Source organism: Pelomonas sp. Root1217 (assembly GCF_001425705.1).
In the GTDB taxonomy this organism is placed as follows: Bacteria; Pseudomonadota; Gammaproteobacteria; order Burkholderiales; family Burkholderiaceae_C; genus Pelomonas.
In genome coordinates, this window is sequence record NZ_LMDC01000012.1 from 1,011,568 (window position 1) to 1,025,916 (window position 14,349).

General features: G+C 68.1%; 14 protein-coding genes and 1 pseudogene. 9 read left to right on the forward strand and 6 right to left on the reverse strand.

Going from position 1 to position 14,349, the window contains the following annotated elements:
* The first annotated feature begins 147 nt into the window (after window positions 1–147).
* The gene (locus tag ASC95_RS32365; protein ID WP_057298201.1) at window positions 148–1,929 is read left to right on the forward strand and encodes a serine/threonine-protein kinase; all 1,782 of its coding nucleotides are present in this window, start codon (window positions 148–150) and stop codon (window positions 1,927–1,929) included.
* Window positions 1,930–1,952: 23 nt separating this feature from the next.
* Here ASC95_RS32365 and ASC95_RS13575 read toward each other — a convergent pair whose 3' ends face one another.
* Window positions 1,953–2,903, reverse strand: a complete 951-nt coding sequence (locus ASC95_RS13575) for a tetratricopeptide repeat protein (protein ID WP_057298202.1) — start codon at window positions 2,901–2,903, stop codon at window positions 1,953–1,955.
* Between the two features lie 112 nt (window positions 2,904–3,015).
* On the opposite strand from ASC95_RS13575, the gene purE reads away from it, so the two are divergent.
* Genes purE through ASC95_RS13595 form a run of 4 tightly spaced genes read left to right on the forward strand, consistent with a single transcriptional unit; the run spans window position 3,016 to window position 6,638 of the window.
* Entirely contained in the window at window positions 3,016–3,480 is a 465-nt protein-coding gene (purE, locus tag ASC95_RS13580) for a 5-(carboxyamino)imidazole ribonucleotide mutase (RefSeq protein WP_057298376.1), read from the forward strand.
* Window positions 3,480–4,667, forward strand: coding sequence for a 5-(carboxyamino)imidazole ribonucleotide synthase (locus ASC95_RS13585; RefSeq protein WP_057298203.1), 1,188 nt, complete (start codon window positions 3,480–3,482; stop codon window positions 4,665–4,667). Before purE ends, ASC95_RS13585 begins: the two co-directional genes overlap by 1 nt.
* A complete protein-coding gene (locus ASC95_RS13590; protein WP_057298204.1) occupies window positions 4,667–5,653 on the forward strand; it encodes an L-threonylcarbamoyladenylate synthase in 987 nt (328 codons plus the stop codon). Before ASC95_RS13585 ends, ASC95_RS13590 begins: the two co-directional genes overlap by 1 nt.
* Window positions 5,654–5,678: 25 nt before the next feature.
* Complete coding sequence (locus tag ASC95_RS13595; RefSeq protein WP_157256277.1) at window positions 5,679–6,638, forward strand: SGNH/GDSL hydrolase family protein; 960 nt, start codon at window positions 5,679–5,681, stop codon at window positions 6,636–6,638.
* A 192-nt stretch (window positions 6,639–6,830) separates the two neighbouring features.
* Here ASC95_RS13595 and ASC95_RS13600 read toward each other — a convergent pair whose 3' ends face one another.
* Both ASC95_RS13600 and ASC95_RS13605 read right to left on the reverse strand, forming a co-directional pair.
* Complete coding sequence (locus ASC95_RS13600; protein WP_057298206.1) at window positions 6,831–8,564, reverse strand: long-chain-fatty-acid--CoA ligase; 1,734 nt, start codon at window positions 8,562–8,564, stop codon at window positions 6,831–6,833.
* A 62-nt stretch (window positions 8,565–8,626) separates the two neighbouring features.
* On the reverse strand, window positions 8,627–9,328 hold the full coding sequence (locus tag ASC95_RS13605) for a hypothetical protein (protein WP_235537912.1): 702 nt from the start codon (window positions 9,326–9,328) through the stop codon (window positions 8,627–8,629).
* Between the two features lie 35 nt (window positions 9,329–9,363).
* On the opposite strand from ASC95_RS13605, the gene ASC95_RS13610 reads away from it, so the two are divergent.
* Window positions 9,364–10,233 (forward strand): triacylglycerol lipase, encoded by an 870-nt coding sequence (locus ASC95_RS13610; RefSeq protein ID WP_057298207.1) that lies wholly within the window; start codon window positions 9,364–9,366, stop codon window positions 10,231–10,233.
* On the opposite strand, the gene hppD is transcribed toward ASC95_RS13610, so the two are convergent.
* On the reverse strand, window positions 10,179–11,324 hold the full coding sequence (gene hppD / locus ASC95_RS13615; protein ID WP_057298208.1) for a 4-hydroxyphenylpyruvate dioxygenase: 1,146 nt from the start codon (window positions 11,322–11,324) through the stop codon (window positions 10,179–10,181). The two genes, ASC95_RS13610 and hppD, sit on opposite strands and share 55 nt — an antisense overlap.
* A gap of 113 nt (window positions 11,325–11,437) precedes the next feature.
* A complete protein-coding gene (locus ASC95_RS30655; protein ID WP_157256279.1) occupies window positions 11,438–11,599 on the reverse strand; it encodes a hypothetical protein in 162 nt (53 codons plus the stop codon).
* On the opposite strand from ASC95_RS30655, the gene ASC95_RS13620 reads away from it, so the two are divergent.
* From ASC95_RS13620 to ASC95_RS13630, 3 genes and pseudogenes are all read left to right on the forward strand, one after another.
* Complete coding sequence (locus tag ASC95_RS13620; protein ID WP_057298209.1) at window positions 11,598–12,080, forward strand: Lrp/AsnC family transcriptional regulator; 483 nt, start codon at window positions 11,598–11,600, stop codon at window positions 12,078–12,080. The two genes, ASC95_RS30655 and ASC95_RS13620, sit on opposite strands and share 2 nt — an antisense overlap.
* 76 nt (window positions 12,081–12,156) lie before the next feature.
* Window positions 12,157–12,663 (forward strand): annotated as a pseudogene (locus tag ASC95_RS13625) (RNA polymerase sigma factor); the annotation flags it as partial.
* Window positions 12,664–12,853: 190 nt separating this feature from the next.
* Window positions 12,854–13,492 (forward strand): PEP-CTERM sorting domain-containing protein, encoded by a 639-nt coding sequence (locus ASC95_RS13630; protein ID WP_057298210.1) that lies wholly within the window; start codon window positions 12,854–12,856, stop codon window positions 13,490–13,492.
* Here ASC95_RS13630 and ASC95_RS13635 read toward each other — a convergent pair.
* The gene (locus tag ASC95_RS13635) at window positions 13,477–14,319 is read right to left on the reverse strand and encodes an HDOD domain-containing protein (protein WP_057298211.1); all 843 of its coding nucleotides are present in this window, start codon (window positions 14,317–14,319) and stop codon (window positions 13,477–13,479) included. The two genes, ASC95_RS13630 and ASC95_RS13635, sit on opposite strands and share 16 nt — an antisense overlap.
* Between the last annotated feature and the right edge of the window lie 30 nt (window positions 14,320–14,349).

Sequence of the window (14,349 nt, forward strand, 5' to 3'; positions counted from 1 at the left end):
TATGAGCAACGCACGGCCGCCCGAAGGGGCTCATTCCCGCTCGGCGGGAGTGAGCCCGGACTTGAGATGCCCTGAGGGCATCTCGAGCCTGGAGAACGCCTGGCCGCTCCGCCGGCCAGGCAAGCGCGCAGCGCGAAGGGTGCATCAGTGACCGCCGACGCCCGCGACGACGAAGCCATCAATGCCTTGCCCGCCGGCACCCGGTTCGGCGAGCTGGAGATCATCGGCACCCTGGGTGTGGGCGGCTTCGGCATCGTCTACCTCGCGCGCGACCATTCGCTCGAGCGCGAGATCGCGATCAAGGAGTACATGCCCAGCCAGTTCGCACTGCGCGACGGGCAATCCCAGGTGTCGGTGCGTTCGGTCTCCATGAAGGAGACCTTCGAGCTCGGTCGGCGCAGCTTCGTCAACGAGGCCAAGCTGCTGGCGCGCTTTGACCACCCGTCGCTGCTCAAGGTCTACCGTTTCTGGGAGGCCAACGGCACCGCCTACATGGCCATGCCGCGGCTTGTCGGCCAGAACCTTCGCGAGGCGCGCAAGGCCCGGCCGACGCCGCCACCCGAGGCCTGGGTCAGGCGCATCTTCGACGCCGTGCTGGGTGGGCTCGAAACCCTGCACGCCCAGAACGTCTGGCACCGGGACGTCGCGCCCGACAACATCTTCCTGCCCTCCGACGGCAGCCCGCCCATCCTGCTGGACTTCGGCGCCGCCCGCCAGGCGATCAGCGACCGCACCCAGGTCTTCACCGCCATCCTCAAGCCCAGCTTCGCGCCCATCGAGCAATACGCCGAAGCGACGACGCTGCGCCAGGGGGCCTGGACCGACTTCTATGCGCTGGCCGCGGCCATGCATGAGCTGCTGACCGGCCGCCCGCCGCCACCAGCGACGGCCCGCGCCATGGGCGACGAACTCTTGCCGCTGGAGGTGCCCGGCTACTCGCCGGCCTTCCTCGCCGGCATGGACTGGGCGCTGCGTGTGGCGCCGCATCAGCGCCCCCAGACCGTCGCCGCCTGGCGCGAGGTGCTGGAAGGGCGTTCGGCCGTGCCACGGCCCCAGCCCGCTCAGCCGCGGGTGCCGGCAGCGCCCACGCCACCGGCACCCGCCGAGCCGTTGGATCTCGAATTCGCCGACACCGTGCAAGGCCCGCCGCTGGACGAGGACGACGGGCAGACCGTTGTCGTGCCGCTGCGCAAGTCTGCACCGCCGCCGCCTCCGCCCCCACCCGCGCCGCCGCCGCGTGCCGCGAAAGCATCACTGCCGGCGGCAGCTGCCCGGTCGCCGTCCTGGCAGATGCCCGCCATGATCGGAGGCGGTGTTGGCGCCATGCTGCTGCTTGGCCTTTTTGTCATGCAGTTGCGCGGCAACCAGGCCAAGCCCGAGGTAACACCGCCCGAACCTGCCGCATCCGTGGCCGCGCTGGCACCAGCGCCCGTGCAACAGGTCCAACCCGAACCCCAGGCTCCGGTGGCCAGCGCGCCGGCTTCACAGGCTGCGCCCGCGCCCGCACTCACGCCGGTGCCCGTGCCCGTCAAGCCTGCGCCCACATCGGCCGCGACCAGCGTGAACACCCGCCCGGTGTCGCCGCCCGCCTCGGCGCCCTTGCGCCGCGACACGGCGTCCAAGCCCATCGTGACCGAGAAGGCCGGCGAATTCCGCCCGGTGCCGCGCAGCCCCGTCTTCGCGGCACCCGAGCCGGCGGCCCCGAACCCGGCTGCCGCTTCGAGCAAGCCGGCACCCGCATCAGCGTCGGCCGCGCCCGCGCCGCCTACCGAGCCGCGCACCGCCAACGAGGCCTGTGGCGGCCGGGTGCTGTTCGCGCGCGCCTGGTGCATCGACCGGCAGTGCGAAAAGCCGATCTATCACAACGACCCGGAGTGCGTGAGGTTGCGCGACATCCGCAGCAGCCGCGGCAACAGCGGCACGCCCTGAGGCATCCCGCCAGGCCGATGTGATCAGAACAGCGCCATTGACAGCTTGCGCCGGTACTGGTCGATGAGCGGGTCGCTGGGCACGACGGCAGCCTTGCCGGACAGCTCCAGCGTGCCACTTTTGGCCTCAGCGGCATGCTTGGGAGCCGGCTTGGTCAGCAGCTCGAGGATGGCCACATAGGTCTTGCGCGCCGCCTCGCCGTTCCAGGCCTTGTCGCGCATGATGATTTCCAGCAATTCGTCCATGGCTTCGGTGAAGCGCTGGCCGGCCAGATGGAGCTGGGCCAAGGTGAAGCGGGCCTCAAAGTCGCGCTTGTTGGTAGCTATTGATTCCTGCAGTGCCGAAGGGTCGGCACCAGCGGCGGCCTCGAAGGCGCTGAGCCAGGTGGCCAGGGCGGCCAGGCGGGGCGAGGGCACCAGGGTGTCGGCGGCCTTGGCTGCCACCGGTGCAAAGGCGGCGCGCGCGTCGTTGAGCAGGCCGAGTTCCAGCAGCGCCTTCACGTAGTCGAAGCGGGCGGCGTCGTTGGCCGGGTCGGTCTGCACGGCGTGGGCCAGCTTGGTCAGCGCGGCCTCCAGGTCGCCGTCGGCCATCAGGTCCTGGGCATCGGCCAGGTCGGCCTCGGCTTCGAGTTCTTCGCCGGCCGGCACATGCTTGTCCAGGAACTCGCGGATCTGCGTTTCGGGCAGGGCGCCGACAAAGCCGTCCACCGGCTGGCCGCCAGAGAACATCACGCAGAAGGGGATGGAGCGCACGCCGAACATCTGGCTGAGCTGGGTGGCGATCTCGGGCACCTCGTCGCTGTTCAGCTTGGCCAGCGTGAAACGGCCAGCGTAGGCGGTTTCCAGCTTCTCCAGGACGGGACCCAGGGTCTTGCAGGGGCCGCACCAAGGCGCCCAGATGTCCAGCAGCACGGGCTGGTTCTGGGATGCGACGATGAGTTCGGCTTCGAAGTTCTGGAGGTTGATGTCGATCATGGCGGAAAGGAGATGGAGCCTCGGCTTCTACAATTCAAGGCTTTCCTGAGCCCCGGAGCGCGACTTGCCTACCCCAGCCCCCCAGAACCCGGATGCCGTCATTGGCATCGTCATGGGCTCCAGCAGCGACTGGGAGACGATGAAGCAAGCGGCCGAGATTCTGACCGAGTTCGGCGTCGGCTTCGAGGCGAGGGTCGTGTCGGCCCATCGCATGCCCGACGAGATGTTCGCTTACGCCGAGGCCGCTTCCGGCCGCGGGCTCAAGGCCATCATCGCCGGTGCTGGCGGTGCGGCCCATCTGCCGGGCATGCTGGCCGCCAAGACGACGGTGCCGGTGCTGGGTGTGCCGGTTGCCAGCCGTCATCTGCAGGGCGTCGACTCCCTGCACTCCATCGTGCAGATGCCCAAGGGCATCCCGGTCGCGACCTTTGCCATCGGCAATGCCGGTGCGGCCAATGCGGCGCTGTTCGCGGTGGCGATGCTGGCCACGGGCAATGCGGCGCTGCTGGACAAGCTGAACGCCTTCCGTGCCAGGCAGACGGCCGTGGCCCAGGCCATGAGTGAGGAATTGCGCTGATGCCGGCTTTGCTTCCCGGTGCTGCGACGCTGGGCGAGTCGCGGCAAGCGACGCTGGGCGTCTTGGGCGGCGGCCAGCTCGGCCGCATGTTCGTGCATGCCGCCCAGGCCCTGGGCTACCGCTGCATCGTGCTCGACCCTGACGCCGTCAGCCCCGCCGGCGCCGTGGCCGAGAAGCACATCAAGGCCGACTACCTGGACTCCTTCGGCCTGGCCCAGCTGGCGCGCGACTGCGACGCGATCACGACCGAGTTCGAGAACGTGCCAGCCCTCGCGTTGGAGACGCTGGCCGGCATGCGCATCGTGGCGCCCGCCGCGGCGGCCGTCGCGGTCTGCCAGGACCGCGCCATCGAAAAGGCGCATTTCGAGTCCGCCGGCGTGCCCTGCGCGCCGCATGCCGTCATCACCAACGAGATCGAACTCGCGGCCGTCGACCCGGCGCTGCTGCCAGGCATCCTGAAGACCAGCCGCATGGGCTATGACGGCAAGGGCCAGGTTCGCGTGGCCACCGCCGCCGAGCTGGCCCAGGCCTGGGAAGGGCTCAAGCGCGTCCCTTGCGTGCTGGAGCAGTTGCTGCCGCTCAAGGCCGAGCTGAGCGTGCTGGTGGCGCGCGGCGCGGATGGGCAGATCGTCAATTTCCCCGTGCAGCAGAACCTGCACCGCGGCGGCATTCTGGCCGTCACCGAGGTGCCGGCGCCCGACGTGCCGGTCGAGGTGGACAGACTGGCCGTCGCCGCCGCGCGCCAGGTCGCCCAGGCGCTGAACTACGTCGGCGTGCTGTGCATCGAATTCTTCTGGCTGGATGACGGCCGACTGGTCGTCAACGAGATGGCGCCGCGGCCGCACAACTCCGGTCACTGGACGATGAATGGCGCCGATGTGTCGCAGTTCGAGTTGCAGGTGAGGGCGCTGGCCGGCCTGCCATTGCCTGAGCCGCGCCAGCATTCGGCCAGCGTCATGCTGAACCTGCTCGGCGACTTGTGGTTCAACGAGGATGGCGGTCCCACGCCTCCCGCCTGGGACCGTGTGCTGGCACTGCCGGGCACGCATCTGCACCTCTACGGCAAGGCCGACGCCCGCCACGGGCGCAAGATGGGCCATCTGAACATCACGGCCGAAACGCCCGAAACCGCGCACGCGGTGGCGGTGCAGGCTGCGAGCATCCTGGGCCTGCCCACCGACTTCTGATGTTGCTTCTGCCCGGCAACGACCCCGAAGCCGTCCAGGCCGCCGCGCGCCGCCTGGCCGACGGGGAACTGCTGGGCCTGCCGACCGAGACGGTCTATGGCCTGGCTGCTCGCGCCGACCGGGACGAGGCCGTGGCCAAGATCTTTGCCGCCAAGGGCCGGCCGAGCGACCACCCGCTGATCGTCCACGTGCTGGACACCACCGGCGCCGAACTCTTTGCCGACCATCTGCCCGCCGCCGCGCGCCGCCTGATGGATGCCTTCTGGCCCGGCCCGCTGACCGTCATCTTGCCGCGCAAGGCCGGCATGGCCGAAGCGGCAGCCGGTGGCCACGCCACCGTGGCGCTGCGCTCACCCGCCCACCCGGTCGCCCGCGCTGTGCTGGCCGCGGCGCGCGCGCTGGGTGTAGAGGGCGTGGCCGCGCCCAGCGCCAACCGGTTTGGTCGCGTCAGCCCGACGCTGGCTCGCCATGTCGTCGAGGAATTCGGATCCGAGCTGATGGTGCTGGACGGCGGTGCCTGCGAGGTGGGCATCGAATCCAGCATCGTCGACTGCAGCCGTGCGCATCCGGGCCTGTTGCGCCCGGGGCTGATCAGCCGTGGCCGCATCGAGGCCGCCCTGGGCCAGCCGCTCGTGGAGCCGGATGCCACGGCGCCCAAGGCCTCGGGCACCTTGGCTGCGCACTACGCGCCGAGCGCCCGCGTGCGCCTGCTGGACGCCCAGGCGCTGGCTTTACGTTTGGCCACAACGGCCGCCAGCGGGCTGCTGGAGGGGGTGGCGGTATATTCACGCGCCCAGCTGCCGGCTTGGCGCTGGCAGGCCATGCCGGCAGACCCGGCGGCAGCGGCCCACGAATTGTTTGCGGTGTTGCGGGCCCTGGATGCGGCCGGCGCCCGTGAAATCTGGGTCGAGGCGCCCCCGCGCGACCCCGCCTGGGACGGTGTGCGGGACCGGCTCAGCCGGGCTGCCGCCGCCTTCACTGATTGAGTTTTCCTGTCCTGAGTTGATCGTCATGCAACGTGTTGTGTCCCAGAAATTCAAGCGCACCCTGGCCCTGGCCACGGTGGCAGCGGCCGCGCTGATCGCCGGCTGCGGCGGTGGCAGCACCCAGCAGATCGACCCCTTTTCGCCGACCCGCGTCATCGCCTTCGGCGACGAGATGGGCACCATCCTGCAAAGCGGCAAGAAGTACACGATCAACGGCCTGAATGCCGACACCAGGCTGGTTGACTGCACGCTCAGCCCGGTCTGGAGCCAGATCCTGGCGGTCGGCTTCCGCTTCGTCTACCCTCAGTGCAACAAGGATTTCGTCGCGCTGCCCCAGGGCATCATGTACGCGGCACTGGGCGACAAGGTGGCCGATGTGCGCGACAAGATCGACCAGCATCTGTCCAACGACCGCTTCGGCCCCAAGGACATCGTGGCCATCATGGTCGGCGTCAACGACATCCTCGAGCTGTATCGCCAGTTCCCGGCCCAGAGCCGTGACTCGTTGATCAACGAAGCCAAGGCGCGCGGCAAGCTGCTGGCCGACCAGGTCAACCGCATCGCCAACGCCAACGGCCGAGTGCTGGTGGCCACCATCTTCGACGTCGGCCTGACGCCCTTCGGCCAAAAGGAAAGGCAGCAGCAGACTGACATCGACCGCGCCATCTTCCTGAACGACCTGAGCGCAGCTTTCAATACGGCCATGCGTCTGAACCTGCTCAATGACGGCCGCCTGGTCGGTCTTGTGCTTGTTGACGAAACCATCCAGCAGATCGCGCGCTTCCCAGCCGCCTTCGGCTACTCCGATGTGACGAACGCTGCCTGCCGCAGTGACGTCGCCCCGCAGGACTGCACGACAGACACGCTGGTGGCCGAGGCCGACCCCACGCTATGGTTGTGGGCCGGCGACACGCTGCTGGGCCCGAAAGCGCAGAACAGTATCGGCAACCAGGCGCTCGCGCGCGCCAGAAACAACCCGTTTTAGCCCACCCCCGAGGCGCTCACTGCCAAGGCCAGAGGCCTTGTCCTTCGGCAGGCACAAACAGTCCTCAGGACTGTTTGTGTCCGGCCTCAGTGCCTCCCCCTCAAGGGGGCGCAGCCAGTGGCCTGGCAAAGCCAGTTCCACGGCTGCTACTGGAGGGGCGGCCAGCCTGCGGCGGCCTGGGAAATGCCGCCGTTAGGCCGTAATGGTGCGCAGTTCGCGGCGCAGGATCTTGCCGACGTTGCTCTTGGGCAGTTCGTCGCGGAACTCGATGAATCGGGGCCGCTTGTAGGCCGTCATCTGTGCCGTGCAGTAGCTGGCCAGGTCTTCCTCGGCCAGGGCGGGGTCGCTCTTGACGACGAAGAGCTTGACCGCCTCGCCCGATTTGGCGTCCGGCACGCCCACCGCAGCACACTCCAGCACGCCCGGGTGCATGTTGACGACCTGCTCGATCTCGGTCGGGTAGACGTTGAAGCCGCTGACCAGGATCATGTCCTTCTTGCGGTCGACGATGCGCACATAGCCACGCTCGTCCATGATGCCGATGTCGCCGGTCTTGAAGTAGCCGTCGGCGCACATGACGTTGGCGGTCTCGTCAGGGCGCTTCCAGTAGCCGGCCATGACTTGGGGGCCGCGGATGCAGATCTCGCCGCGTTCGCCGATGGGCAGGTCGCGTCCCTCGTCGTCGCGAATGGCGATCTCGGTGGACGAGATGGGCAGGCCGATGCTGCCGTTGAAGGCGCGCTGGTCCAGCGGGTTGATGGTCGCGGCCGGCGAAGTCTCGGACAGGCCATACCCCTCGACGACCGGGCAGCCGGTGACCTTGAGCCATTTCTCCGCCGTGGCCTGCTGCACGGCCATGCCGCCGCCGTTGGAGATGACCAGTTCGGAGAAATCGAGCCGCGAGAAGCCCGGCTCGGCGGCCAGCGCGTTGAACAACGTGTTGACGGCCGGGAAGATGTGGATCTTGTGGCCGCGCAGCGTCTCGATGAAGCCGGGGATGTCGCGCGGGTTGGGCACCAGGATGTTGAGGTGGCCCATGCGCGCGCCGAGCATGAAGCAGGCCGTCAGCGCGAAGATGTGATACAGCGGCAGCGCACAGACATTCGTGAACTGCATGTTCTGGTCGGGCAGCCGGGCCAGCATGGGCTGGAACCAGGCTTCGACCTGCAGGATGTTGGCGACGATGTTGCGATGCAGCAGCGTCGCGCCCTTGGACACGCCGGTCGTACCACCGGTGTACTGCAGGAAGGCGACGTCGTCAGGGCCAAGTTCAGGCTTCTTCAGGTGCAGGCGCTCGCCATGGGCCAGTGCCTCATTGAAGCGCACGACGGTGCGGCCGTCACCTTGGGCCAGGCGGAACTCCGGCACCATCTTCTTCAGGTGGCGCACGGCAAAGTTGATCAGCGGGCCCTTCCACCAGTTCAGCAGGTCGCCCATCGACGCCAGCACGACATGCTTCACGTCGGTCGCGTCGATGACCTCGGCCAGCGTGTGCGCGAAGTTCTCCAGCACGACGATGGCGCGCGCGCCCGAGTCCTTGAGCTGATGCTCCAGTTCGCGCGGCGTGTACAGCGGGTTCACGTTCACGACAACGAAACCCGCGCGCAGGATGGCCGCGATGGCCACGCCGTATTGCAGCAGGTTGGGCATCATGATCGCGACGCGGTCGCCCTGCTTGAGCCCCTGGGCTTGCAACCAGGCGCCGAGCTGCATGGAGAGCCGGTCGATCTCCGAGAAGCGCATGCGCTGGCCCATGCAGATCGCAGCGTCGCGCGAGGCGTGCTTGCGGAAGGCCTCATTGAGCAGGTCGACCAGCGAGCCGTAGATGCGGGTGTCGATCTGCGCCGGCACGCCGGCTGGGTAGCTGGCAAGCCAGGGCTTGGCGCTGGATGTCACTTCGGTGACTTCGGCAAGGACGGCGGTCATCGAGGGCCTTCTGACGTGCTTGGCGTGAAGCCTTCGATGTTGGGACGGCGTGTTACATCAAGCTAGGGGAGTTGCCCTAACGCAGAGGCATCACCGCGAAACAATGCGCGTGCGAGTGTGTCCTCACGGTGTCGCACAGTGGACAGGAACTCGCCCGCGCCCCGCATCGCGCGGAAGGTGTCAAAGCCGCTCTCGAGAAAGCTCTGCAGCGCGCCCAGGCCCGCCATCTGCGCGGGGCCGCGCATCAGCCGCAGCGTCTGGCGCAGCAGCGGCTTGCGGGTCAGCTTGTCCAGCGACTCGCCCACCGCCATCGTGAGCTCGATCTGTCGCTGCCGTGATGCCGGCTCGCCGCAGGCGCGCCAGGCGACGGCGTATTCGTCGGACGTGATGTCGGTTGACCGCAGGTGCTCGGCCATGCGCGTGTCCAGGCGTTCGGACAGGGCGTGCAGCTGTGCGAGCTTGGCCACGGTGTCGACGACTTCGGCGGGAAATAGACGGGTCAGCGTCGGGATGACGCGGGCGAACTGGGCATCGCGCTGGCGGTAGTCGTCGGGACCGTAAAGCTCGTGCAGGAAAAAACGCGTGGCCGCCTCGTAGCGCGGGTTGGCGAGCAGGTCGGCATAGCTGGCCGCGAAGCGGCGCTGCTGGAAGGTCTTCAGGCTCTGGACGCGGGCCTCAAGCTCGGGGTCGGCAGCACGGCGGGCGCGCTCGGCGTCGACGGCGCGCAGTTCCTTCAGCAGGGATTCAGCACTCAGTTCATCCATGGGTCGGCGGAATTCTGCCTTCCTACACTCGGGCGATGAACGGACGACTGCAAAGGATCTGGGTGTTGCTGCGGCTGGCCGTGGCGCTCGGCGTGGGTTGGCGCTTCGGCTGGGGCTGGGGGCTGCTGACGCTGGGCCTGCATGCGCTCATTCTGGCGGGGGGCTTCCTGCAATTGCGCTGGGTGAACCGGCCCGCACCGGCCTGGGGGCAACTGCTTCGCGCCTGGGCCCGAGAGGTCGTCGCCAGCGAACTGGCCTTCTCATGGCGCCAGCCCTGGCGTGAATGGGCCGAAGCGGACCATCTGCCGGCGGGCGCCGCGCAAGGCGTGTTGCTGGTGCACGGCTTTTCCTGCAATCGTGGCCGCTGGAATGGCTGGATGGAACGGCTGCGCGAGCAAGGCGTCGCTTTCGTTGCGCCTTCGCTGGAGCCGGCTTTCGGCAGCATCGATGCCTATGCCGACAAAATCGAGGCCGGCGTGCAACGGCTGAAGACACTGACAGGCCGCATGCCCATCTTGTGCGCGCACAGCATGGGCGGGCTGGCGCTGCGGGCCTGGTGGCGCCGCTTCGGCGCGGGGCATGAAGCGCCGCATGTCATCACGTTGGGATCGCCCCACCAGGGCACGCGCATGGCAGCGCTCGGTCTGGGCGTCAACACGCAGCAAATGCGCCTGGGCAACGCCTGGCTGGCCGCCCTGCCCGGGCTGCCGGACGTCGACTGCTTCTGGACGCCCTGCGACCAGATCGTCAACCCGGCCGAACGGGCCATCCTGGTCGGTGCGCGGGCGCACCGGCTGGATGGCGTTGGCCACATGGGCCTCGTCCATTCGGAAGAGGCCTGGCAGTGTCTTCAGACCGCCTTGGCTTCGTCCTTCGTGTCGGTCAGCACGCCGCGGCGGATCTGATCCAGCTCGATGCTCTCGAACAGGGCCTTGAAGTTGCCCTCACCGAAACCCTCGTTGCCCTTGCGCTGGATCAGCTCGAAGAAGATCGGCCCGATCACTTCCTTGGTGAAGATCTGCAGCAGCAGCTCGTTGTCCACGCCCAGGTGGGTGGCGCCGTCGATGAGGATGCGCAGGCGGCGCAGCTCGTCCACGTTCTCGCCATGGCCCGGCAGGCGCTTGTCGATCAGGTCGAAGTAGGTTTCGATGGTGTCCTGAAACTGCACGCCCGTGTTCTTCATGCCCTCGACCGTGCCGTAGATGTCGGTCGTGCCCAGCGCCACGTGCTGGATGCCTTCGCCGTGGTACAGGTCCAGGTACTCGGCGATCTGGCTCTTGTCGTCGCTGCTCTCGTTGATCGGGATGCGGATCTTGCCGCAGGGGCTGGTCATGGCCTTGCTCTTCAGGCCGGTCAGCTTGCCCTCGATGTCGAAGTAGCGCACCTCGCGGAAGTTGAAGAAGCGCTCGTAGAACTCCGACCATTCCTTCATGCGGCCGCGGAAGACGTTGTGCGTCAGGTGGTCGATCTCGGTCAGGCCGTGGCCCACCGGGTTGGGATCGACCGGCTTGCCCTGCGCGTCCAGCACGGGCACGAAGTCCACGTCGTAGATCGAGATGTTGCCGATGGCACCGGGTTGGGCGCCATGCTTGCCCTGCCAGCGGTCGACGAAATAGATCAGCGAGTCGCCGATGCCCTTGATGGCCGGGATGTTCAGCTCCATCGGCCCGGCCTTGTTGTCGAAACCCCAGGCGCCCAGTTCCAGCGCACGCTTGTAGGCGTGGCCGGCGTCCTGCACGCGCAAGGCGATGGCGCAGATCGACGGGCCGTGCAGGCGTGCGAAGCGCTGCGCGAACGAGTCGGTCTCGGCATTGATGATGAAGTTGACGCCGCCCTGCCGATACAGCGTCACGCTCTTGTGGCGGTGCTTGGCGACGGCCTTGAAGCCCATGGTCTCGAACAGCTTGCCCAGGCCCGCCGGATCGGGCGCGGCGAACTCGATGAACTCGAAACCGTCGGTGCCCATCGGATTTTCCCAAGGAATGAACTTGCTCATGGATGGTCTTTCTTCGGTCAAACGGTTGTCTAAGGGAGAGGCACCCAGCCGGGGCCAGCGGCCCCCGTCCTTCGGCAGGCAGTGCGAGTCCACTGGACTCGCACTGTCCGGCCTCAGCCCATCGGGTTGTCCCAGGGGGTGAACTTGGCCATGAAATGTCTCCAGCGGCGTGATGCTTGAAAACGAAAATTCTGCGGCGCGGTTCGCGCAGGTTTCATGCAATCTTCGGCGCGGTGGCTCCAATCAACGCAGGAAACCTGCAAAATCAAGGACATGGAAGCCGCCATCGAGCTCGACGCCATCGACCGCCGCATCCTGCGGGCGCTGCAGGCCGACGGTCGCCTGACCTACGACGCGCTGGCCGGCGAGGCTGGGTTGTCGTCGTCCGCCGTGCTGCGCCGCGTGCGTCGCCTGGAGGAGGCGGGTGTCATCGCCGCCTATGTCGCCCTGGTGGCACCGGAGCGCATCGGCCTGGGCCTGACGGCCTATATCAATGTCAGGCTGGAGAAGCAGACCGACAACCCGTTGCGCAACCCGCGCGACCTTTTCCGTGCCGCCGTGCAGACCTGGCCCGAGGTGGTCGAGTGCGCGGCGCTGACGGGTGAAATGGACTATCTGCTGCGTGTGCTCGTGCAGGACATGCAGCACTACGCCCGCTTCATCAGCGACACGCTGCTGATGCACCCCAGCGTGCAGGACTGCAAGACCAGCTTCGTGCTGGAGCGGCTGAAGAACACGACCGCCGTGCCGGTATAGGGCATTGAACCCGGGCGGCGGCCGGTGGCACTCACCGGCCATGGCAGCCCGCCGCCGTCCACTCGCTCAAGCCTCGGTGCCCGATGCCGCCGAGCTGCTCGCCTGGCTGCCCCGGCTGCGCCGCTATGCGCGCATGCTGCGGCGCAACCGCGAGGACGCCGACGATCTCGTGCAGGACACGCTGGAGCGCGCCTGGACACGCGCCGAGCTATGGTCTGACGTGGGTGACATGCGCACCTGGCTGTTCAGCATCATGCACAACCTGCACGTCGACGCGCTGCGCCGTGGCCGGCTGGACACGGTTGACCTGGACGAACTGACCCCCGAGGTGCCCGTCGCCGCGAGCCAGTGCGAGGCGCTGGCCATGCGCGACCTCGATGCGGCGCTGGCCACGTTGCCGGCCGAACAGCGCGAGGTGCTGCTGCTCGTCGGGCTCGAGGGCATGGCCTATGCCGAGGTGGCGCAGGCGCTGACCATTCCGATCGGCACCGTGATGTCCCGCCTGTCCCGCGGTCGCGAGCGGCTGCGCGCGGCCCTCGACGGCGACATTGGCCGCGCGCGCCCTGCTGAGCTGATCCGTGTCAGAGACGTCGCGCCGCGCCGCGCCGCGCCGGCCTGGCCCAGCGATGCCTATCTCGCGCGGTTCTCCCCTCGCCGCGCCGCCACCCTGAACTTCTAGGGAGGCGGGGAATTCGCCGGTCGCCGCCGCCGTCCATCCAAAGGCGGGCCTGCATGGCCCTCTCACCTTTCACGTTCAGCCACAGGAGTTCCGCATGCGTTTTCTCGTTTCTGCCTCCACCACCCTCGCGCTGCTCGGCCTGCCGCTGGCCAGCCACGCCCTGGACGGCATCACCGATCTGCAAGGCGATTTCCTTGCCACCTTCGCCGGCAGCAGCAGCAGCCATGACCTGGACGTGCTCGCCGCCAGCGTCTTCTACAACCCGTCCACCGACCTCTTCACGTTGACCGCGACGCTGGACGGCGCAGTCGGCAGCACTGCGACGGGTTTCTATGTCTGGGGCGTCAACCGCGGCGCCGGCACAGCGGGCTTCGCCAGCCTGGGGATCAACGGCGTGCGGTTTGACCGCGTAATCATCCTGCGCCCCGACCTCACGGGCAGCATCGGTGGCGTCGGCGCCTTGCCGGCTGGTTCGGTGACCGTCAGTGGCAACGTCATCACCGGCACGGTCAGCGGCAGCCTGCTGCCGAGCACCGGCTTCAACAAGATGGACTACACCTTCAACCTGTGGCCGCGTGACGGCGCCTTCGCCGGCACTGCCGCCATCTCGGACTTCGCGCCCAACAACGCCAACTTCACCGCAACGCCGGTGCCTGAGCCCGGCACCGCGGTGCTGGGCGCGCTGGGCCTGGCCGGCCTGCTGGCCTGGCGCCGGCGTCAGTCGAATTCGTGAAGCAGCTTGAGGGTGTGGGCTTCGCTGAGGTTGAGCAACTCGGCGATGTCGTGCAGATCGTCCGGCACGCCGGCGTCGTCCCAGCCGCGCGCGGTGTGGCGCGCCAGGCGCACGGCCAGCTGCACGCAGCGCACCTGCGGGTCGCGTTCATGCTGGGTGCCGGTGATGCGCGTCAGCAGGTCGGGCAGCTGCCAGCGCCGCATCAGCGCCTGCTCCAGGTCGGCCAGCTCGATGCCCAGCACCTGGCGCTGGGCGGCGGCGCTGCGCAGATGCCGGTCGGCTTCCTGCAGCGCGGCGATTTGAAGCGCCAGCGCAGGCGCGTGCACCCACAGCAACATCTCGGCAAAGTCGTGCAGCAGCGCGGCGCTGTGGATGACGGCGGCGTCGGGGTCGGCGCGGTGGGCCGCAAAGCCGAGCGCAAAGCGTGAGGCGCGTTCGGCGCGCTGCATGACGCGTGAGAGACCGAGCAGGGCCTCCTCGTTGTGGGCCATCACGGTCTCCAGCGTCGGCTGCGGGCCGAAGTCGCGGAAGAAGGGCGTGATGCCCATCAGCACCAGCGCCGCCGTGACCGTCTCGGGGGCGGCCCGAAAGCTGGCGCTGTGGCGGCGCTTCAGCTCGTTGGCGTGGGCCAGTACCTTGAGCGTCATCAGCGGGTCGGTGGCGATCATCTCGCCCAGGCTGTGGGCGTCGACGTCGTCCTCGGTCGCACGCATATGCTCCAGCGATTCGGCTGTCTCGGCCAGCACGGGGATCTCTGCGCGCGCAAAGGCGTCGACCCAGCTGTCGAGCGAGGGCAACGGGGCGGTCAGGCACAGTCGGTCGGACATGCTTGCGATGCTAGGCCCGGGCGGGGCCGC

Bases quoted from the DNA above. Each gene is read 5' to 3' on its own strand.
- purE (WP_057298376.1), top strand. From the start codon at position 3,016: ATGGGCTCCAGCAGCGACTGGGAGACGATGAAGCAAGCGGCCGAGATT.
- ASC95_RS13630 (WP_057298210.1), top strand. From the start codon at position 12,854: ATGCGTTTTCTCGTTTCTGCCTCCACCACCCTCGCGCTGCTCGGCCTG.
- ASC95_RS13610 (WP_057298207.1), top strand. From the start codon at position 9,364: ATGAACGGACGACTGCAAAGGATCTGGGTGTTGCTGCGGCTGGCCGTG.
- hppD (WP_057298208.1), bottom strand. From the start codon at position 11,324: ATGAGCAAGTTCATTCCTTGGGAAAATCCGATGGGCACCGACGGTTTC.
- ASC95_RS13590 (WP_057298204.1), top strand. From the start codon at position 4,667: ATGTTGCTTCTGCCCGGCAACGACCCCGAAGCCGTCCAGGCCGCCGCG.
- ASC95_RS13605 (WP_235537912.1), bottom strand. From the start codon at position 9,328: ATGGATGAACTGAGTGCTGAATCCCTGCTGAAGGAACTGCGCGCCGTC.
- ASC95_RS13600 (WP_057298206.1), bottom strand. From the start codon at position 8,564: ATGACCGCCGTCCTTGCCGAAGTCACCGAAGTGACATCCAGCGCCAAG.
- ASC95_RS13585 (WP_057298203.1), top strand. From the start codon at position 3,480: ATGCCGGCTTTGCTTCCCGGTGCTGCGACGCTGGGCGAGTCGCGGCAA.
- ASC95_RS13620 (WP_057298209.1), top strand. From the start codon at position 11,598: ATGGAAGCCGCCATCGAGCTCGACGCCATCGACCGCCGCATCCTGCGG.
- ASC95_RS30655 (WP_157256279.1), bottom strand. From the start codon at position 11,599: ATGTCCTTGATTTTGCAGGTTTCCTGCGTTGATTGGAGCCACCGCGCC.
- ASC95_RS13575 (WP_057298202.1), bottom strand. From the start codon at position 2,903: ATGATCGACATCAACCTCCAGAACTTCGAAGCCGAACTCATCGTCGCA.
- ASC95_RS13595 (WP_157256277.1), top strand. From the start codon at position 5,679: ATGCAACGTGTTGTGTCCCAGAAATTCAAGCGCACCCTGGCCCTGGCC.
- ASC95_RS13635 (WP_057298211.1), bottom strand. From the start codon at position 14,319: ATGTCCGACCGACTGTGCCTGACCGCCCCGTTGCCCTCGCTCGACAGC.